This window comes from Bradyrhizobium sp. IC3123 (assembly GCF_020193625.1).
Classification (GTDB): Bacteria; Pseudomonadota; Alphaproteobacteria; order Rhizobiales; family Xanthobacteraceae; genus Bradyrhizobium; species Bradyrhizobium yuanmingense.
On record NZ_JADYVF010000001.1, the window covers coordinates 797500 to 817260 of the forward strand.

The following is a 19761-nucleotide window of genomic DNA, read 5'->3' on the forward strand; positions in this document are numbered from 1 at the left end:
CCGGGGCCGAACGAAAAGAAGATTGGACGCCATGCAGGTCACAGAAACCCTCTCGGAAGGTTTGAAGCACGAGTTCAAGATCAGCGTTCCCGCGTCTGATCTCGACGCCAAGGCCGGCGCCAAGCTCGTCGACCTCAAGGACAAGGTCCGTATCAACGGCTTCCGTCCGGGCAAGGTGCCGGTCTCGCATCTGAAGAAGGTCTATGGTCGCTCGGTCATGGCCGAGACCATCGACCAGACCATCCGCGACACCAACACGCAGCTGTTCTCCGAGCGCGGCTTTCGCCTCGCCACCGAGCCGAAGATCACCATGCCGAGCGAGCAGGCCGAGGTCGAGGAGCTGCTGAGCGGCAAGACGGATTTGACCTACACGGTCGCCATCGAAGTGGTGCCGGCGATCGCGCTCGCCGACTTCAAGAGCTTCCAGGTCGAGAAGCCAGTTGCTGATGTCACCGACGCCGATGTCGACGAGGCGATCAAGCGCATCGCCGATTCCAACCGCACCTATGCCGCCAAGGGCGAGGGCACCAAGGCTGAGTCGGGCGACCGCGTTACCATCAACTTCACGGGCCGCATCAACGGCGAAATCTTCGAAGGCGGCACCGGCGAGGGCATCCAGGTCCTGATCGGCTCCAACACCTTCATTCCGGGCTTCGAGGAGCAGCTCATCGGCATCGGCGCGGGCGAGACGCGCACGCTGAAGGTGTCGTTCCCGAAGAACTACATGAACGACAAGCTCGCCGGGCAGCCGGCCGAGTTCGAGACCACCGCGACGCTGATCGAGGCGCCGCAGGACCTTGCGATCGACGACGAGTTCGCCAAGTCGCTCGGCCTGGAATCGCTGGACAAGCTCAAGGAAGCCGCGCGCGAGCGCCTGACCGCCGAGTTCGCCACCGCCACGCGCCAGCGCGTCAAGCGCGCGCTGCTCGACCGCCTCGACGAGGCACATCGCTTCGAGGCGCCGCCCTCGCTGGTGGACGAGGAGTTCAGCCTGATGTGGAACTCGGTCAAGGCCGAGATGGACTCCGCCGGCAAGACCTTTGCCGACGAGGACACCACCGAGGACAAGGCGAAGGAGGAGTACCGCAAGATCGCCGATCGCCGCGTGCGGCTCGGCCTGGTGCTCTCCGAGATCGGCGAGAAGAACAAGATCACGGTGACCGACGACGAGGTCGGCCGCGCCGTGATCGAGCGCGCGCGCTCGATGCCCGGCCGCGAAAAGGAGGTCTGGGACTTCTACCGCAACAACGCCCAGGCGTTGGCCCAGCTTCGTGCACCGATCTACGAGGACAAGGTGGTCGACTTCATCCTCGAGCTCGCCAACGTGACCGAGAAGAAGGTTTCGCGCGAGGACCTCTACAAGGACGACGACGCGGAAAAGACCGCGGCCTGAAGGGTTTGAGATAGCCCGCTATTAAGGATGATGAGCGAAGAGGCCCAGCTAGCCAGGTGGCCGGCTGGGCCTCTTTGTGCGAATCAGCTTCAACTGCCGCCACGGATTAAGCCTTAATGCGCTGCGCACTTGTCAGAAGCGAAATGGGCTATATCTGTCGCTACGCCTTTCTACTTCTTACCCAAGTTCCTGCATCACAGGACGTCCATTCGCCTTCCGGCAAATCCAGCCAAGCTGGCAAGCCTGCCCGGCGATGTCCGTCTCCGAAACCCTAGGTGACTCATGCGCGATCCGGTTGAAACCTACATGAACCTCGTGCCCATGGTGGTCGAGCAGACCAACCGTGGCGAGCGCGCCTACGACATTTTCTCGCGCCTCTTGAAGGAGCGCATCATCTTCGTGACCGGCCCGGTCGAGGACGGCATGTCGACGCTGATCGTCGCGCAGCTCCTGTTCCTCGAGGCGGAAAATCCGAAGAAGGAAATCTCGATGTACATCAACTCGCCGGGCGGCGTGGTGACGTCGGGCCTTGCGATCTACGACACCATGCAGTTCATCCGCCCGCCGGTCTCGACCCTGTGCACCGGTCAGGCGGCTTCGATGGGCTCGCTGCTGCTTTGCGCCGGCGAGAAGGACATGCGCTTCTCGCTGCCGAACGCGCGCATCATGGTGCACCAGCCCTCCGGCGGCTTCCAGGGCCAGGCAACCGACATCATGCTGCACGCCCAGGAGATCCTGAACCTGAAGAAGCGGCTCAACGAGATCTACGTCAAGCACACCGGCCAGACCTACAAGTCGATCGAGGATGCGTTGGAACGCGACAAGTTCCTCACTGCGAACGACGCCAAGGAGTTCGGCCTGGTCGACAAGGTGATCGACAAGCGCGCCGAGGAGCCGGCGCCGGCGAAGGCCCCGTAGCACTACTGAGGCGTCACGACGAGCCCTCGGTTTGCCGTGGACCCGTCAGGGCAGCGTTCACGTTAGGTGCGCGTGCGCACGGCGCAAAACGCGGTTTTGCGCCCTGCGACAAGCAGAAAGTTCCGCTTTCGTGCTTGTTTTTCGTGGCAATCCAGCAACGCCGGGGTGTTTTCCATCACTTCGCCCGTGCCAAGACCGGAAATCACGGTATTGTCACGGGTAGCCGGCGACCCCCGATTAGCGAATTCTTGATAGTCGGGTGACAGCATGGTTGGCTACGATTGATCGGCTATGATCGCGGGAGAATCGAACCACCGTGATTCGCACGGAATGTAGTAAAGCGTAGGGTCTTTTTTGGTACGGAATTTGCTCTACTTAAGCTTCATGCCGACCATCGTGTCGGAATGGAGCGATCGAGCGGAACGGGATCGAACCGCGGACGGAGACATGAATGAGTAAGGTCGGCACGAGCGACTCCAAGAACACGCTATATTGCTCGTTCTGCGGCAAGAGCCAGCACGAAGTCCGCAAACTGATCGCGGGTCCCACGGTCTTCATCTGCGACGAGTGCGTCGAGCTCTGCATGGACATCATCCGCGAGGAGAACAAATCCTCGCTGGTCAAGTCGCGCGACGGTATTCCGACGCCGAAGGAAATCTGCAAGGTGCTGGACGATTACGTCATCGGCCAGAGCCATGCGAAGAAGGTCCTGTCGGTCGCGGTGCACAACCACTACAAGCGCCTCAACCATCAGACCAAGCACAACGACGTCGAGCTCGCGAAGTCGAACATCCTGCTGATCGGTCCGACCGGCTCGGGCAAGACGCTGCTCGCGCAGACGCTCGCCCGCATCCTGGACGTGCCGTTCACGATGGCCGATGCGACGACGCTGACCGAAGCCGGCTATGTCGGCGAGGACGTCGAGAACATCATCCTGAAGCTGCTCCAGGCCGCCGACTACAACGTCGAGCGCGCCCAGCGCGGCATCGTCTACATCGACGAAATCGACAAGATCAGCCGCAAGTCCGACAACCCCTCGATCACGCGCGACGTGTCGGGTGAGGGCGTGCAGCAGGCGCTGCTCAAGATCATGGAAGGCACGGTGGCTTCGGTCCCGCCGCAGGGCGGCCGCAAGCATCCGCAGCAGGAGTTCCTGCAGGTGGATACCACCAACATCCTGTTCATCTGCGGCGGCGCCTTTGCCGGCCTCGAGAAGATCATCTCGGCGCGCGGTCGGTCGACCTCGATCGGCTTCGGCGCCCAGGTGCTCGCGCCGGAGGATCGCCGGACCGGCGAGATCTTCCGTCACGTCGAGCCTGAGGACCTCCTGAAGTACGGCCTCATCCCCGAGTTCGTCGGTCGTCTGCCGGTCGTGGCGACGCTCGAGGATCTCGACGAGACCTCGCTGAAGAAGATCCTGACGGAGCCGAAGAACGCGCTGGTGAAACAGTACCAGCGGCTGTTCGAGATGGAGAACATCGAGCTGACCTTCGCCGACGAGGCGCTTGGCGCGGTTGCCCGCAAGGCGATCGAGCGCAAGACCGGCGCGCGAGGCCTGCGTTCGATCCTCGAGGCGATCCTGCTCGAGACCATGTTCGACCTGCCGGGCCTGGAAGGTGTGGAAGAAGTCGTGATTTCCCGCGAGGTCGTGGAAGGCACGGCGCGTCCGCTCTACATCTATGCCGATCGGTCCGATCGTGCCGTCGAGAACGCCAGCGCCTGATCTGACGGCGCTGGAAAGCTCCAATCGTCTCCTTGAGTTGGCTGCGGAGCCGTGGTTCCGCAGCCGGTGTTGCGTCGCTTGCCGCGTTGCGTAAGCGCCTGATGGCGCGCGTTTTTCAATGACTTGACACCCCCCGGGTCGATAGCCACCTAATGTCGGCGGCGAGCGAAAATTCTCTTCAAGATTCGCCTCAGTTCCGTTCCGGCGAGCCGGTCCAACTTGTAGAGGACCGACCGGTTCTGCGGATCACCTCGGCACCTTGTGGCGGTTGCGCATGATCGCGGGCTGCGTGCAAGGGGGCAAAGCAAAAGGAAAAGGCCATGACCAATCCAAAACCCCGGCCAACAATCGTTCATGGCGAAGCACACGCCTATCCCGTGCTGCCGCTGCGCGACATCGTCGTCTTCCCGCACATGATCGTTCCGCTCTTCGTCGGTCGCGAGAAGTCGATCCGCGCACTCGAAGAGGTGATGAAGAACGACGCGCTGATCATGCTCGCGACGCAGAAGAACGCGTCCGACGATGATCCGGCGCCCGATGCGATTTACGAGACCGGTACGCTTGCCAGCGTGCTGCAGCTCCTGAAGCTTCCCGATGGCACCGTGAAGGTGCTGGTCGAAGGGCTCGAGCGTGCGCGCGTGGCGAAGTACACCGACCGCGCCGACTATTATGAGGCGACCGCCGTCGCGCTTGCGGACACCGACGCGAAATCGGTCGAGGCGGAAGCGTTGGCGCGCTCGGTCGTGTCCGACTTCGAGAGCTATGTGAAGCTCAACAAGAAGATCTCGGCCGAGGTCGTCGGCGTCGTGCAGGCGATCACCGATTTCGCCAAGCTCGCCGATACGGTCGCCTCGCATCTCGCGGTCAAGATCGCAGATCGCCAGGGCATACTGGAGACGCTGTCGGTCACCACGCGCCTGGAGAAGGTGCTGGGTCTGATGGAGAGCGAGATCTCGGTGCTGCAGGTCGAAAAGCGCATCCGGTCCCGCGTCAAGCGCCAGATGGAGAAGACCCAGCGCGAGTACTATCTCAACGAGCAGATGAAGGCGATCCAGAAGGAACTCGGCGACGACGACGGTCGCGACGAGCTCGCCGATCTCGAAGAGAAGATCTCGAAGACCAAGCTCTCCAAGGAAGCGCGCGAGAAGGCGCAGCATGAATTGAAGAAGCTGCGCCAGATGTCGCCGATGTCCGCGGAAGCGACCGTCGTGCGCAACTATCTGGATTGGCTGCTGTCGATCCCGTGGAACAAGAAGTCCAAGGTGAAGAAGGACCTGGAGCAGGCGCAAGCCATCCTGGACTCCGATCACTATGGGCTGGAGAAGGTCAAGGAGCGTATCGTCGAGTACCTCGCGGTGCAGTCGCGCGCCAACAAGCTGACGGGGCCGATCCTGTGCCTGGTCGGGCCTCCCGGCGTCGGCAAGACCTCGCTCGGCAAGTCGATCGCGAAGGCGACGGGGCGCGAGTTCGTGCGCGTCTCGCTCGGCGGCGTGCGCGACGAGGCCGAGATCCGCGGTCACCGCCGCACCTATATCGGCTCGATGCCTGGCAAGATCATCCAGTCGATGCGCAAGGCGAAGTCGTCCAATCCGCTGTTCCTCTTGGACGAGATCGACAAGATGGGCGCCGATTTCCGCGGCGATCCGTCCTCGGCGCTGCTCGAGGTACTCGACCCCGAGCAGAACGGGACCTTCAACGACCACTATCTCGAGGTCGACTACGATCTGTCCAACGTGATGTTCATCACCACCGCGAATACGCTCAATATTCCGGGGCCCCTGATGGACCGCATGGAGATCATCCGGATCGCGGGCTACACCGAGAATGAGAAGGTCGAGATCTCGCGCAAGCACCTGATCCCGAACGCGGTGTCCAAGCACGGCCTGGACTCCAAGGAGTTCTCGATCGACGACGAGGCGCTGCTGCTTCTGATCCGCCGCTACACCCGCGAAGCGGGCGTGCGTAACCTGGAGCGTGAGCTCTCTACACTGGCCCGCAAGGCGGTGAAGGAGCTGATGATCTCCAAGAAGAAGTCGGTCAAGGTCACCGAGAAGACTCTGGAAGAGTTGCTCGGCGTGCCGAAGTACCGCTTCGGCGAGATCGAGAGCGAGCCGCAGGTCGGTATCGTCACCGGCCTTGCCTGGACCGATGTCGGCGGCGAGCTGCTGACGATCGAAGGCGTCATGATGCCCGGCAAGGGCAAGATGACGGTCACGGGCAATCTGCGCGACGTCATGAAGGAGTCGATCTCCGCGGCGGCGTCCTACGTCCGCTCGCGCGCGATCAACTACGGCGTCGAGCCGCCGCTGTTCGACAAGCGGGACATCCACGTGCACGTGCCGGAAGGGGCGACGCCGAAGGATGGCCCGTCCGCAGGTGTTGCGATGGCCACCGCGATCATCTCGGTCATGACCGGCATCCCGGTCCGCCATGATGTCGCGATGACCGGCGAGATCACGCTGCGCGGCCGCGTGCTGCCGATCGGCGGCCTCAAGGAGAAGCTGCTGGCTGCGGCCCGCGGCGGCATCAAGACGGTGCTGATCCCCGAGGACAACGCCAAGGATCTCACGGAGATTTCCGATGCGATCAAGGGCGGCATGGAGATCATCCCGGTCTCGCGCCTCGATGACGTCGTCGCCAAGGCGCTGGTGAAGAAGCCTACGCCGATCGTCTGGGAAGAGGACACTAAGGTGACGGTGAAGCCGGACGGCGATGAAGCCGCCGGCGGCCTGACCGCTCACTGAGATCGCAGCTCGAAAATGATGATAAAACGGCGCCTTCGGGCGCCGTTTTTGTTTGGGGAAGGGGAGGAGGCAATGCACGTCGATGGGCAATGCCATTGCGGGAAGGTCGCGTTCGAGGCCGAGGTCGATCCGGAGGCAGTCTCGGTCTGTCACTGCACCGATTGCCAGACGCTGACCGGCTCGCCGTTCCGCGTGACGGCCATCTGCACCAAGGCCGATGTCCGCCTGACCCGTGGCTCGCCCAAGATCTACGGCAAGCGCGGCGACAACGGCCGGATGCGCTTTCAGCATTTCTGTGCCGATTGCGGTTCCCCGCTGTTCACCAGCGGCGAGGGCGACCAGGCCGACGATTGGGGCATCCGTTGGGGCTCGATCCGCCAGCGGGATGCGCTGCGGCCGGTGAGGCAGATCTGGTGCCAATCGGCAGCGGTGTGGATCGATGCCGTGCCGCTGCTGCCGGGGCGGCCGCAGGATTGAAGTTGGCTGGCCGAGCCCGCCTTCGCCCGTTGGGCTTCGGCGCGGCAGCCTTCGATCGCTTCGCGCTTATGACCTTGCTGTGCTGGCCTGCCGAGCCGTAGCTCGCGATGCGAGCGAAGGCTGGTGGGCGGTCACGGATTCGAACCGCGGACCCTCTCGGTGTAAACGAGATGCTCTAACCAGCTGAGCTAACCGCCCAATGGCGCTTCTTTAGCGCCCCGGCGGGTGCCGAAGCAAGGGCCGAGCGCGCCCGACCCGGCTGCAATTGCCGGCCCGGCGAGAGCTTTTCATGCCGGACACGGCCAGCCCTGCAGCAGGTCCGCTGCAGGGCAATCTTTCTCGCAGCGCGATCTCGACGTAAGGCCGAGGAGCCAGCGATCATGCTGCGGGTGTCAAGCTGTCTTGGTGAACATGGTCAGGACACCGTCGACGATGTTGATCGCGACGACTTGTGCCGAGCTCAAGCCCTTGGCCTTGAGCACGGAAGCGGCCTGCGGTGTGGCGTCGATGGACTGCCGAAGCGACTGGATGTCCGTCTCGCTCGTATGCGCCACGAGTTCATCGACCTTCGCGCGCACGGCCGGCTGCAGTTCCTTGACGTCCACAACCTGTATGCTCCGGATCACAGTGCTGGATTGCGTGGACGATTGCTCCGTGTCGGATTGCGACGATGCGCCCTGTGCCTGCACCAGGGCAGGTGTTCCCAGCGAGAGAGCTGCAACGAGGACGGATGCCGTGAAGCTGCGCATGGTCATGCCTTTTCCAGTTTGAGGAAGCGCGAACCTAGCGCGGAAATCTGGTTGGCATCTGATTCCGATGTGGCCGTTCGGTGAAACAATGCGGCCGCAATGCGCGCGGATGAGACACTTGCGTCGGGTCCGGAGCCCAAAGCGCAACTCTGTTCCAGACTTTCATATTGACCGAATGCAGAAAGCAAAAGCCCCGGACGAACCGGAGCTTTGCCTTAGCGACGACCAGCAGTGGGGTGATCAGTACTTCGCCACGACGGGGCCTCCGCCCCAGTTGAAGCGATAGACCAGCTGGCTGCGAACGGCGTGAACCCATTTCTCGGAATCGATCGACGCTCCAACGGACAGACCCGTTGCCGTGTCGCGGACGGCGTTCGTTGCGGTGTCGAATTCAGAGAACCGATATTCGGTCTTCCAGAACAAGCCCGGCACGATCTTCAGCGCGTGTTCTTCGCCGGCGCCGATGAACCAGCCCCTGTAGGTACGCTTGTCCATGAACACGCCGCTTGGTCTTCCGAACGGCGCAGCGTTGAGGGTGAAATCGGTACGGTCAAAGCTGGCTTCGGTATAGCCGACTGAGAAATAGGTTAGGAGGCTCGGGGTCGCCAGCCAGCCGAGCCGGCCGCCGCCCGCCCAGGCCGAGCTCATCTTCTCTTCGCCCACGATCCCGAAGCGAGGCGGGCTGAGCTGGCCCTTGAGGCTGCCGATATCGTAGTCGCCGAATGCGCCGACGACGAAGGCCGCGCCCGCTGCCGCAAACTGGTAGTCGCAGCCGCCCTGCACAGTCCCGAAGAAGCCGCGGCCTCCCGTCGTCGCTGTATCGCTGAAGCGGGTTCTGGTGGGACCATCGATGTAGGTCGTGTTGTCCTGATTCCAGAGCCCATAGCCTCCGCCGCCGCCGACGTGGCAGCCGGTCCAATTCGTGAGCGGCGTGGGGGCCGGAGGCGCCTTCAGATAGGCAGGAGACGTCACATCGGCGGCGGGGCCGCTCGAATTGAAGCGGTAGACCAACTCGCTGCGGACAGTGTGGACGTACTTCTTCGAATCCTCGGAAAAGCCGATCGGCAATCCGCTCGCCGTATCCCGGATCGGATTTGTGCCGACATTGAAGTCGGAGAAGCGGTATTCCGTTTTCCAGAAGAGACCCGGCAGGAAGCCCAGCGCATATTCGGCGCCGGAGCCGATGAACCAGCCATCGTAGGTTCGCTTGTCCTGATAGAGGCCGGCCGCAACTCCGAAGGGCGGAAAGTTCAGATTGAAGTTCGTGCGGTCGAAAGTCGCTTCGGTGTAACCCGCCGAGACATAGGTCAGCAGGCTAGGCGTCGCCAGCCAGCCGAGCCGGCCGCCGACCGCCCAGGCCGAGCTCATTTTCTCGTCGCCAACCATCGAGAAGCCGGAGGGAGTGAGCCGCCCGGTTAGACTGGCGAAATCATAATCACCGAAGGCGCCGATCACGAAGCGCTCGCTGGCCGCCGCAAACTGATAGTCGCATCCCGCCTGTACCGTCCCGAAGTACCCGCGGCCACCGGTGGTGATCGTATCGGCATTCTGAAAGCGGGGCGGACCGTCGACAAAAGTCGAATTTTCCTGATTCCACATGCCGTAGCCGCCGCCGCCCGCGACATAGCAGCCGGTCCAGTTGACGAAAGCTGCGGCGACAGCCGGTGGCTTGGCGTATTTGCGCGGAAGGTCGGCTGCCAATGCTGATCCGGAAAACGTCACCAATGCCACGAGGGCGGGCGCAACCTGCTTCATTCCAAACATTCCCATTCCACCAGACCGCGGCCAAGGACCCCTCGCCAAGCCACAATCGACTCCTCGGGACAAACATACGAAGTTTGATTCAGAATGCTGTTGCAGGAAGGCTACAATCGCGGAAAGTGTGCGGCTCGCCTGTGCATATCCAGCCGCGAGCCGGGCTTTTCGCGACACAGCGTTTCTGGTGTCGGTCTCGTGGGAGCAGAGGGTGCGAGCCTTGGCCCTTCGAAGGGACCGGATGGCGTCCAGAAGAACCTCTTTGCTAGCAGAGGGTTCTGACGGTTCGACGCGTGCAGTCCAGTGCTGCGGACATCGACAGTTTTCCGAAAGTCAGTCTCTGATCGGACGCGGCCCGGACGGGCCGGTACGCGCCGACGCGGCAATCCGTCGCGCGACCTCCAAGGCGCTCTCACACGTGCCTGACGTTAGGGCGCCCGCTTTTCGACCGAACAGGCTTCTATGATAGAGCAAGAATAGATGATGGAGCCTTGAATGGAACGACCCGCCGGGCACGCAGAGAACGCCGACCAGATCGCCTATTGGAACGGGCCGAGCGGGCAGCGCTGGGCCGATCGCCACGCGGCGCAGGAGAAGCTGCTCGGCCCTATTGCCGACGTGTTGATCGACCGCGCCAAGCCGAAGCCGGGCGAGCGCGTTCTGGATGTCGGCTGCGGCTCCGGCGCGACGACGTTTGCCTTCGCAAAGGCGGTGGCGCCCGATGGCTTCGCGCTTGGCCTCGACGTCTCCGAGCCGATGCTGGCGCAGGCGCGGGCGCTCGCGCCGAAGGGCCTGCCGCTCGACTTCGTGCTGGCGGATGCGACCGTTTATCCGTTCGAACCGGCGAGCTTCGATCTGCTCGCTTCACGCTTCGGCGTGATGTTCTTTGCCGATCCGATCGCGTCCTTCGCCAATCTGCGTCGCGCGCTGAAGCCGGCCGGCCGGCTCGCCTTCGCCTGCTGGCGGGAGCCGAAGGAAAATCCGTGGGCGATGGCGCCGCTGATGGCGGTCTACAAGCACGTGCCCAAGATGCCGCCGGTTGGGCCGGAGGAGCCGGGCCCGTTCGCCTTTGCTTCGGAAGAGCGCGTCATGCGCATCCTGAAAGGCGCAGGATTCGCGGACGTCGCGATGGAGCCGCACAATCTGGCGATGGACATTGCTATCGGCGGCGGGCTCGAGGCCGCCGTCGACGGCTCGCTCCAGATCGGTCCCGCCAGCCGTGCACTCCAGGGCCATCCGCCCGAGACTTATGAAGCTGCCAAGGCTTCGATCCGCGAGGCGCTCGCGCCGTTCCTGAAGGAGCAGAGCGTGGCGCTCCAGGGCGCGATCTGGATCGTGACGGCGAAGGCGGGGTAGGGCGCAGCGCTCTCCACCGTCATTGCGAGCGAAGCGAAGCAATCCAGAATCCCTCCGCGGAGACAATCTAGATTGCTTCGTCGCAACGGCTCCTCGCAATGACGATGCGGAGGCAGAGTCGCCTCACACCACATCATCCGGCGCGAGCGCGCAGCCGTTGTCGGGATGCGTCTCGACCTGGAGCGTGGTGTGGCCGATGCGGAAGGATGTCTTGAGGAGCTCCGTCGTCTGCATCAGGAATGCGTCGTCGCTGCCTGCGGGCATAACGAGGTGGCAGGTCAGCGCCGTCTCGGTGGTCGAGATTGGCCAGACGTGGAGATCGTGAATCGCCGAGACGCCCGGTCGCGCCAGCAGGAACGCCCTGATTGCGGCGAGGTCGGTGCCCTTGGGCGCGGCTGCCATCGACATGTCGATGGAGCCGCGCAAGAGGCTGGTCGTGCTCCAGAGGATGGTGGCGCAGATGATGAGGCTGGTGATGGGATCGAGCCAGAGCCAGCCGGTCCAGATGATCAGCGCGGCCGAGACCACGACGCCGAGCGAGACCGCGGCGTCGGCGGCCATGTGCAGATACGCGCCTTCGATGTTGATGTCGTCCTTGCGTCCGCCAGCGAACAGCAGGGCGGTGAAACCGTTGATGAGGATGCCGATGCCGGCGACCACCATCACGGTGACGCCTGCGACCGGCTCCGGCTCGCGCAGGCGCAGGATCGCCTCCCAGCCGATCGCGCCGGTCGCGACCAGCAGGAACACCGCATTGGCCAGCGCCGCCAGGATGGTGGAGGCGCGAAAGCCGTAGGTAAAGCGGCCTTTGGGCGCGCGGCGGGCTGCGATCGAGGCGCCCCAGGCAATGACGAGGCCGAGCACGTCCGACAAATTATGGCCGGCATCGGCGAGCAGGGCGGTGGAGTTGCCGACATAGCCGTAAACCGCCTCGGCGACGACGAGCGCGATGTTGAGCGTAATGCCGAGCGCGAACGCCTTGCCGAAATTGGCGGGTGCATGGACATGGCCGTGTCCATGACCATGATCGTGTGTATGGCCATGCGCATGCGAGTGGCCCGCATGATCATGGTCGTGATGACCGTGGTGGTCGTGGCTGCCCAATTCTAGCGCTCCGCAGACGCCGCCAAATCAGGGGCCATTGTAGGCGTTTCATCTGCCACGTCACGGCGGAAGAGCACGTACAGCGCCGGCAGCACCAGCAGCGTCAGGACGGTCGAGGAGAGAATGCCGCCGATCACCACGGTTGCGAGCGGCCGCTGCACCTCGGCCCCGGCGCCGGTGGCGAGCGCCATCGGCACGAAGCCGAGCGAGGCGACGAGCGCCGTCATCAACACCGGGCGCAGCCGTGTCAGCGCGCCTTCGCGCACGGCCTCCGCGACCGAGCGTCCCTCGCTGCGCAGACGCTCGATGAAGGCGATGATGACGAGGCCATTGAGAACGGCAACGCCGGATAGCGCGATGAAGCCGACGCCGGCGCTGATGGATAGCGGAATGTCGCGCAGCAGCAGCGCCGCGACGCCGCCGGTCAGCGCCAGCGGCACGCCGGAGAACACCAGCGCCGCATCCGCCGCCGATCCCATGCCCATGAACAGGAGCAGGAACACCAGCAGCAGCGCCACCGGCACCACGATCGTCAGGCGCTTGGTGGCCGAGACCAGCTGCTCGAACTGGCCGCCCCAGCCGATCCAGTAACCCGGCGGTAGCTTGTTGACCTTCTCGGCCACCGCGGCCTCGGCCTCCGCGACGAAAGAGCCGAGGTCGCGCGCGCGGACATTGGCCGTGACGACGATGCGCCGCTTGCCGTTCTCGCGGCTGATCTGGTTCGGCCCCGGCGTCGCATCGACGGTGGCGACCGATGACAGCGGCACATAGCGCATCTGGGTGAGGGGCGAGCTGGCCAGCGCCGTTCGAACGGCGCTGCCGGTTACCGCCTCCTCGGCGGGCGGCAGCGGGATCGGGATCGCCCGGATCGCCTCGAGATTGCCGCGCAGGTGCTCCGGCAGGCGCACCACGATGTCGAAGCGGCGATCGCCTTCGAACAGCTTGCCGGCCGACTTGCCGCCGACCGCGATCTCGACGATGCCCTGCACCTCGGCGACGCTGAGGCCGTAGCGGGCAAGCGCCTGGCGATCGAGGCGCACGGTGAGGATCGGCAAGCCCGAGACCTGCTCGATCTTGACGTCGCTGGCGCCGCGGATGCCGCGGATCGCGGCCTCCACCTGCTTGGCGGCGCCTTGCAGGATGTCGAGATCGTCGCCGAAGATCTTGACGCCGACATCGGTGCGGACGCCGGAGATCAGCTCGTTGACGCGGAACTGGATCGGCTGGGAGATTTCGTAGGCGCTGCCGGGAATCTCGTCTGCAGCATGCTCGATGGCCTCGACCACCTCCGATTTCGACTTGCCCGGATCGGGCCATTCGGCGCGCGGCTTCAGCATGACGTAGCCATCGGTCTGCGCCGGCGACATCGGGTCGGTGGCGATCTCCGCGGTGCCGATGCGGGTGAAGAACTCCTTCACCTCCGGAATCTGCATGATGCGCTTTTCCAGCGCCTTCTGCAGGTCCAGCGACTGCGTGAGGCTGGTACCTGGAATCCGGATCGAGGCCAGCGCGACGTCGCCTTCGTCGAGACTCGGAATGAACTCGCCGCCCATGCGCGAGGCGGCGATGCCGCTCGCGGTCACGATGAGCACGGCGGACAGGGCGACGGCGAGCCGGTTATCGATGGCAAAGCGGAGCAGGGGGACGTAGGCGCGCTTCGCCGCGCGCATGAACAGGTTTTCGTGCTCGGACACCTTGCCGGTGACGAAGATGGCGACGGCCGCCGGCACGAAGGTGATGGAGAACAGCACGGCCGCGCCCAGCGCCATCAGCACCGTCAGCGCCATCGGCGTGAACATCTTGCCCTCGACGCCGGTCAGCGTCAGCACGGGCAAATAGACCACGGCGATGATCAGCGTTCCAAACAGGCTCGGCTTGATCACCTCGCTCGACCCGCGCAGGATCGCGCGCAGCCGTTCGGGCGTCGTCAGCAGCCCGCCTTTCTCGCGCTGAGCCACCGCCAGCATGCGCAGGCAGTTCTCGACGATGATCACGGCGCCGTCGACGATGATGCCGAAGTCGATCGCCCCCAAGCTCATCAGGTTGGCGCTGACCTTGGTCTCGACCATGCCGGTGATCGTCAACGCCATGGACAGCGGAATGACGCAGGCCGTGACCAGCGCGGCGCGGAAGTTGCCGAGGATCAGGAACAGCACGGCGACCACCAGCGCCGCGCCTTCCAGCAGGTTGTTCCTGACGGTGCGGATGGTGGCTTCGACGAGATCGGTGCGGTCGTAGACGGTCCGCGTCACGACGCCCTCGGGCAGCGATTTGGCGATGTCCTCCAGACGGGCTGCGACGCGGCGGGCCACGGTCCGGCTGTTCTCGCCGATCAGCAGCATGGCGGTGCCGAGCACGGTCTCCTCGCCGTTCCAGGTCGCAGCGCCCGTGCGCAAATCGCGCCCCTCGGTGACAGCAGCGACGTCCCTGATCCTGACCGGATTGCCGCCGCGCGAGCCGATGACGATGTCCTGGATTTCGCTGACAGTGCCGACCTGGCCCGGCGAGCGAACCAGATATTGCTCGCCGTTGCGCTCGATATAGCCGGCCCCGACATTGGCGTTGTTGGCGGCGAGCGCGGTCATCACGTCGCGGAAGCCGAGCCGGTAGGCCATCAGCTTGCCGGGATCCGGCAGCACGTGGAATTGCCGCTCGAAGCCGCCGATCGTGTTGACTTCGATCACGCCCGGCACGTTGCGAAGCTGCGGTCGGATGATCCAGTCCTGCGCGGTGCGCAAGTCGGTCAGCGAATAGTCGCGGTCGCCCTGCGTCTTCGCGCCCGCCTTGGCCTCGACGGTGTACATGAAGATTTCGCCGAGGCCGGTCGAGATGGGACTCATCGCGACCTCGACACCCGCCGGCAGCTGGTCTTTCACCTGCTGGATGCGCTCGCCGACGAGCTGCCGGGCGAAGTAGATGTCGGTGCCGTCCTTGAAGACGACCGTGACCTGGCTGAGGCCGTAGCGCGACAGCGAGCGGGTGTAGTCGAGCTTTGGCAAGCCGCCCATCGCAGTCTCGACCGGGAAGGTGATGCGTTGCTCGGTCTCGAGCGGCGAATAGCCGGGAGCGCGGGTGTTGATCTGGACCTGGACGTTGGTGATATCAGGCACGGCGTCGATCGGCAGGCGCTGGAAATTCCAGGCGCCAAAGGCGACGGCGCCGAGCGCGAGGACGAGGACCAGCCAGCGCTGCTGCAGCGAGACGGCGATGAGACGCTCAATCATGCTCGGCCTCACCCTTGCCCATCTCCGCCTTCACGACGAAGCTGTTCTCCGCGACGTAATGCTCGCCGGCCGAAAGCCCGGCCTTGATCTCGACATGGCGCGGATCGGAATCGCCTGTTTCGACCGGGCGCGCCTCGATCTTGTCGCCGTCCTCGCGCACGAACACGATGGTCTTGTTCTCCAGCGTCTGGATCGCGCTGCGGCGCACGGCAACCGCGACATTGCGCGCTGCGAGGATCAGCCGCGCCGTGACGAACAGGCCGGGCCGCAGCCGTCCGTCCGGATTTGGCAGCACCACGCGCGCCAGCGCGGTCTGGGTCTCGCTCGAGCCGATCGGTGCCATGTAGGAGATCGTGCCCTTGATCTCGCCGCGGCCGTCGTCGGGATCGATCAGGACCTCGTCGTTGAGGCGGACGCGGCGGAGGTCCTGCCGGTAGATCGACAGGTCGACCCAGATGGTGGAGAGGTCGGCGACCACGAAGGCCGGCTTCTGCTCGGAGGCGTATTCGCCGAGCGAGATCTGCCGCTCGATGATGGTGCCGGCAATCGGCGCCTTCAGCTCGTAGACGGTGAGGCTCTGGTTGCTCTCGATCGCGGCGAGCAGGTCGTCCTTGCCGACCTTGTCGCCGATCCGCTTCTGGATGGATTTGGCGAGGCCCGGAAAGCGCGGCGTCACCTGCACCACGGCTTCCTGGTTGGCGCGCAGGATGCCGTTGAAGGCGAGCGTGTCGGTCAACGTGGCGCTCGCGGCTTCCGCCAGCGTGACGCCCGCGGCCGCCAGCTTGACGTCGGAGATGCGGATGCGGTCGGCGCCGTGCTCGTCCTGCTCGACGCGATCGTTCGGCTTCTTATGTTCGGAATGCTCGGCGTGTTCGCCGTGCTCGGTGTGCGCGAGCTTGTCTGCTGCGAGCAGGGAATAGCCGTAAGCGCCTAGCGCGGCGGCGACGATGGCTACAAGGATGGTGGAGGACGTCTTCATCGCGCGCTCTCCCGGGCCAGCGTAAAGGGATTGCCGACAAGGCCTTCGATGATGGCCACGCCGGCGTGGAAATTCTGCAGCGCCTCCTGCTCGCGCAGCCGCGCCTGGGTGACGCTGGCCTGGGCGTCGAGCACTTCGAGCAGGGTGAAGCGGCCCTGGCCATAGCCTTGCGAAATCGCCTCGGACGCTTCGACGGCCTTGGGAATTGCGGTCTCGCGCAGCACCGCGAGCTCGCGCAGCGATCCCTGCAGCGAGTCATAGGCGCGGCCGGCGATCACGATCAGCGCGTTGCGGTTGGCCTCGCGCTCGGCTTTGGTCTTGGCGAGGCTTTCCTGGGCCGAGAGGATGTTACCCTGGTTCTGGTCGAAGACGGGGATCGGCACGGAGACGGTCAGCCGCGCCGCATCGTCGCCCGTTTCGTTGAAGTGGCGCCAGCCGGCCGCGATCCGCACGTCCGGATAGGGCCTGAGCCGCGCCAGTAGCAGCTCGGCATTACGCTGGGCGTAGACTGCGGTCCAGCGCACCAGCTGCGGATTGGCGTCGATGGCGGCAACCACGGCCTGGAACGCCGGCGGCCGCCCGGTGGTGTCGAGCCGACCGGACACCTCGCCGAATTTGGCGGCGGGATCGCCCATCAGCACCGCAAGCTCGCGCCGAGCGCTCGCCAGCGTCGCCTTGAAGCGCTCGCGGTCCGCCTTCACCAGGGCGGAGGCGACCTCGGCGCGGCCGGTCTCGGCCGGCGAGGAGGCACCGGCCTCGACACGGCGGCGCAGAAGCGGCGTCAGGCGGTCGATCGCGGCGATCTGCTCGTCGAGGATCTGGATGCGCCGCTGCGCGCCGAGCACGCTGAGAAAGGCGATCGCGGTCTCCGACAGCACCTCCAGCCTGATCGCCTTGCGCTGGATCGCGGCGACCTCGACGCCGGCTGCGCCTGCGGCAATCCGCGCCTCGCGCTTGCCGAACAGCTCGAAGGCCTGGCTGATCTGGAGCGTGGTCTCCGCCGAGCGCGTTCCGCGATATCTGCCGGAGCCGAATGAATCGTCCTGTTCGTAGGACAGTTCCGGATTGAGCAGGGCGCCCGCCTGGATATGCTGGCCGGTGGCGATGCCGACGTCGCGCTCGGCTGCCGTCAGGCGCGGGCTCGCCGCCAGCGCGCGCGACAGCGCGCTTCGCATCGTTAAAGTCTGGGCGTGAGCCGGTGCAAGCGCCGATGCTGCAATCAGCCACGCTGCCGCGCACGCGAGGCGCGCGGCCATTCCCCTGCAAAACATAAAATCGACCTGTGAAGGATGAACCTAATGGGCGCGCCGCGCCCGACCAATCCGTTCAGGCAATAGGTCTGGGAGGGGGAGAGTCGGTATCGGGCACAATTCCGGCGAGGCGGGGGGCCTGTTGCGGGCTCGGTGCCGACACGAGCGCGATCGCCGCGGTCGATGGTGCCGGCTGTGCCACGGTCAGCGAAAAGCAGCCGTGGCAATGATGTCCGCCGATGGTCTTGTGGTCGTCATGGCCGGTAGCGCCATCGAGGACCGCGGCGATCTCCGAACCGCCGCGGGGCGTGGTGACGTCGATGTCGTGCGCGCCGTGCAGAGCGCCCGCGAGCAGATAGACCGCCGCGATCAGCACGGACAGCAGCCCGCGCGGAAAACGCGAGCGGCGGGATCCTGAGGGCTGACGGTTTGCGAGCACGAGTTCACTCTGGTTGCAGTCTGTGCCCGGCCTAGCATGGGTGCGGGAACAGTGTCGACCCGCAACATTGTTACGTCCCTGGAACAATTGCCGCAGCAGTGCATGCACTGCCAGCGCCTCTCACTGGCGGATAATGACGTGCCGATGCGGCGCCATGGTTTCGAACGCGGGGGCCGGAGCGTCGCTGCCATCGTCACCTTCCATGGTGATGACCGCCCGAGAGCTCGCTTCCATCGCCCGTTCCAGCCATTTGATGGCTTCGTCGATCCATTGGTCGTGGTGCTCGGGGTCGGCGAGGGCCTTCTCCCGGAATGCATTCGCCTGATGCAGGCACGCCGTTCTGCGGTCCACGCGCCTCTCCTGATCCGGAGGTTCCGCCCCGATCGCATCATTGATGATACCGGATCCGGCGTCGTTAACATACGACAGGAGGAAACCTGCCGGCCGCAACGCGGAAAGGCCCCAGCCGGACGAGCCGGCTGAGGCCTCATGTGCTCACAATCTCTATCCCTAGGACTTGGACAGACAACCCGCATCCTCCAAGTTCGTTCCATACGATCTGTCCAATTTGGAACGTTCCTCATACCTCGCGATTAGCGAGAGAAGAAACTGAGGAGGACGGACAATGGACGGACTGATTTATCTGATCGGCTTGATCGTCGTCATCATGGCGATCCTGTCGTTCTTCGGCCTGCGCTGAGAGCGCCGCGATGACGGTCGAGACTCTGATGCGGGAAGAGGTCATGGAAGGCGGCTTGGCAGTTGAGGCGCCTCGAACCATCCAGTGGAGCTCGGTGTTCGCGGGCGCGCTTGCTGCGAGTGCAATGTCGTTCATCCTGATCGGTTTTGGTGTCGCGGTCGGCCTCGGTGTCAGTTCGGCCTCGCCGAGCTGGCGCGATGCGTCGGCGGCGCTGGCGCTACTCTCCGGGCTCTATCTGATCATCCAGGCGATCGTCAGTTTTGGATTTGGCGGTTACGTCGCCGGCCGGACCACCCGGTCCGAGCCCGCGCTCGCAACGATCGAGGATGACGGCGAGCGGCGGGACGGGCTTCACGGGTTGACCGCCTGGGCGCTGGCAGTCCTGGCCGGCGCCGCGCTGCTGGCCCTTCTCGGCGCTGCCGCGATCGACCGTTCCCCGATGCGCAGCTCGGCGAGCAACACCTCGGCCGCCGAGCCCCTGTTGAGCTATGAGCTCGACAAGCTGTTCCGCGCGCCGCGCCGCGCTCCGAACACCGACCTAAGGGAAGCGCGCGCCGAAGCCGGACGTATCCTGATGACGTCGTCCAGCCACAGCGGCGTCGCCGCCGATGACCGGACGTACCTCGTGCAGCAGGTCGCCGCGGTCACGGGACTGGCGGCCCCCGACGCCGAAAAGCGCGTTGACGCCCTGATCGCAGACGCGAAGACGGCGATCAACCGCGCGCGGCGCAACTCGATCATCGTGGCGTTCTCGGTCGCAGCCGCGACCCTGATCGGCGCCGCAGTGGCCTGGGCCGCGGCGGTTGCCGGCGGACGCCATCGCGATGGAGAGCCGTTGCCGAACTGGATGGCGAGCGCCAACCGCTTCCACCGCAACCCGCGCGCAATGCCGGTGCCGTAGGCCCCTCAACCAAATGGAAATGGCCGGGCGCAAGCCCGGCCATATTCGA

At 64.7% G+C, this 19761-nt stretch carries 16 protein-coding genes and 1 tRNA gene; 7 read left to right on the plus strand and 10 right to left on the minus strand.

Annotated elements, in window-relative coordinates; all coding sequences use genetic code 11:
* Positions 1 to 31: 31 nt before the first annotated feature.
* Together tig and I6F20_RS04020 are read left to right on the plus strand one after the other, a co-directional pair.
* A complete protein-coding gene (gene tig, locus I6F20_RS04015) occupies positions 32 to 1393 on the plus strand; it encodes a trigger factor (protein ID WP_036010284.1) in 1362 nt (453 codons plus the stop codon).
* Between the two features lie 282 nt (positions 1394 to 1675).
* Positions 1676 to 2311, plus strand: a complete 636-nt coding sequence (locus I6F20_RS04020; RefSeq protein ID WP_025036638.1) for an ATP-dependent Clp protease proteolytic subunit — start codon at positions 1676 to 1678, stop codon at positions 2309 to 2311.
* Positions 2312 to 2373: 62 nt separating this feature from the next.
* On the opposite strand, the gene I6F20_RS04025 is transcribed toward I6F20_RS04020, so the two are convergent.
* Positions 2374 to 2580: a hypothetical protein gene (locus I6F20_RS04025; protein WP_141697650.1), complete on the minus strand. Its 207-nt coding sequence runs from the start codon at positions 2578 to 2580 to the stop codon at positions 2374 to 2376.
* A 182-nt stretch (positions 2581 to 2762) separates the two neighbouring features.
* Between I6F20_RS04025 and clpX the strand changes: the two genes are divergently transcribed.
* The 3 genes from clpX (at position 2763) to I6F20_RS04040 (ending at position 7255) form a co-directional block, all read left to right on the plus strand.
* On the plus strand, positions 2763 to 4034 hold the full coding sequence (gene clpX / locus I6F20_RS04030) for an ATP-dependent Clp protease ATP-binding subunit ClpX (RefSeq protein WP_008547851.1): 1272 nt from the start codon (positions 2763 to 2765) through the stop codon (positions 4032 to 4034).
* Positions 4035 to 4354: 320 nt separating this feature from the next.
* Positions 4355 to 6778: an endopeptidase La gene (gene lon / locus I6F20_RS04035; protein ID WP_036010279.1), complete on the plus strand. Its 2424-nt coding sequence runs from the start codon at positions 4355 to 4357 to the stop codon at positions 6776 to 6778.
* 72 nt (positions 6779 to 6850) lie between these two features.
* Entirely contained in the window at positions 6851 to 7255 is a 405-nt protein-coding gene (locus tag I6F20_RS04040) for a GFA family protein (protein ID WP_036025378.1), read from the plus strand.
* A 121-nt stretch (positions 7256 to 7376) separates the two neighbouring features.
* On the opposite strand, the gene I6F20_RS04045 is transcribed toward I6F20_RS04040, so the two are convergent.
* From I6F20_RS04045 to I6F20_RS04055, 3 genes are all read right to left on the minus strand, one after another.
* A tRNA-Val gene (locus tag I6F20_RS04045) sits at positions 7377 to 7453 on the minus strand.
* A gap of 194 nt (positions 7454 to 7647) precedes the next feature.
* The gene (locus tag I6F20_RS04050) at positions 7648 to 8010 is read right to left on the minus strand and encodes a hypothetical protein (RefSeq protein WP_051057016.1); all 363 of its coding nucleotides are present in this window, start codon (positions 8008 to 8010) and stop codon (positions 7648 to 7650) included.
* 234 nt (positions 8011 to 8244) lie between these two features.
* Positions 8245 to 9759 carry an outer membrane protein gene (locus tag I6F20_RS04055; RefSeq protein ID WP_225124049.1) on the minus strand — a complete coding sequence of 505 codons (1515 nt, stop codon included), beginning with the start codon at positions 9757 to 9759 and terminating at the stop codon, positions 8245 to 8247.
* A gap of 495 nt (positions 9760 to 10254) precedes the next feature.
* Between I6F20_RS04055 and I6F20_RS04060 the strand changes: the two genes are divergently transcribed.
* Complete coding sequence (locus tag I6F20_RS04060) at positions 10255 to 11115, plus strand: class I SAM-dependent methyltransferase (RefSeq protein ID WP_225125153.1); 861 nt, start codon at positions 10255 to 10257, stop codon at positions 11113 to 11115.
* Between the two features lie 123 nt (positions 11116 to 11238).
* On the opposite strand, the gene I6F20_RS04065 is transcribed toward I6F20_RS04060, so the two are convergent.
* The 6 genes from I6F20_RS04065 to I6F20_RS04090 all read right to left on the minus strand — a co-directional run bounded on the left by I6F20_RS04065 (position 11239) and on the right by I6F20_RS04090 (position 18462).
* Positions 11239 to 12219, minus strand: a complete 981-nt coding sequence (locus tag I6F20_RS04065) for a cation diffusion facilitator family transporter (protein WP_036025360.1) — start codon at positions 12217 to 12219, stop codon at positions 11239 to 11241.
* A gap of 2 nt (positions 12220 to 12221) precedes the next feature.
* Positions 12222 to 15443, minus strand: a complete 3222-nt coding sequence (locus I6F20_RS04070; RefSeq protein WP_225125154.1) for an efflux RND transporter permease subunit — start codon at positions 15441 to 15443, stop codon at positions 12222 to 12224.
* Positions 15436 to 16422, minus strand: coding sequence for a divalent metal ion exporter adaptor subunit IhpB (gene ihpB / locus I6F20_RS04075; protein WP_225125155.1), 987 nt, complete (start codon positions 16420 to 16422; stop codon positions 15436 to 15438). The genes I6F20_RS04070 and ihpB overlap by 8 nt, the downstream gene beginning before the upstream one ends.
* The gene (gene ihpA / locus I6F20_RS04080) at positions 16419 to 17693 is read right to left on the minus strand and encodes a divalent metal ion exporter subunit IhpA (protein WP_225125156.1); all 1275 of its coding nucleotides are present in this window, start codon (positions 17691 to 17693) and stop codon (positions 16419 to 16421) included. The genes ihpB and ihpA overlap by 4 nt, the downstream gene beginning before the upstream one ends.
* A 55-nt stretch (positions 17694 to 17748) precedes the next feature.
* Positions 17749 to 18111, minus strand: a complete 363-nt coding sequence (locus I6F20_RS04085; RefSeq protein WP_225125157.1) for a hypothetical protein — start codon at positions 18109 to 18111, stop codon at positions 17749 to 17751.
* A 120-nt stretch (positions 18112 to 18231) separates the two neighbouring features.
* A complete protein-coding gene (locus I6F20_RS04090) occupies positions 18232 to 18462 on the minus strand; it encodes a hypothetical protein (protein WP_225125158.1) in 231 nt (76 codons plus the stop codon).
* A gap of 359 nt (positions 18463 to 18821) precedes the next feature.
* On the opposite strand from I6F20_RS04090, the gene I6F20_RS04095 reads away from it, so the two are divergent.
* Positions 18822 to 19712 carry a hypothetical protein gene (locus tag I6F20_RS04095; RefSeq protein WP_036010217.1) on the plus strand — a complete coding sequence of 297 codons (891 nt, stop codon included), beginning with the start codon at positions 18822 to 18824 and terminating at the stop codon, positions 19710 to 19712.
* The last annotated feature ends 49 nt before the right edge of the window (positions 19713 to 19761 follow it).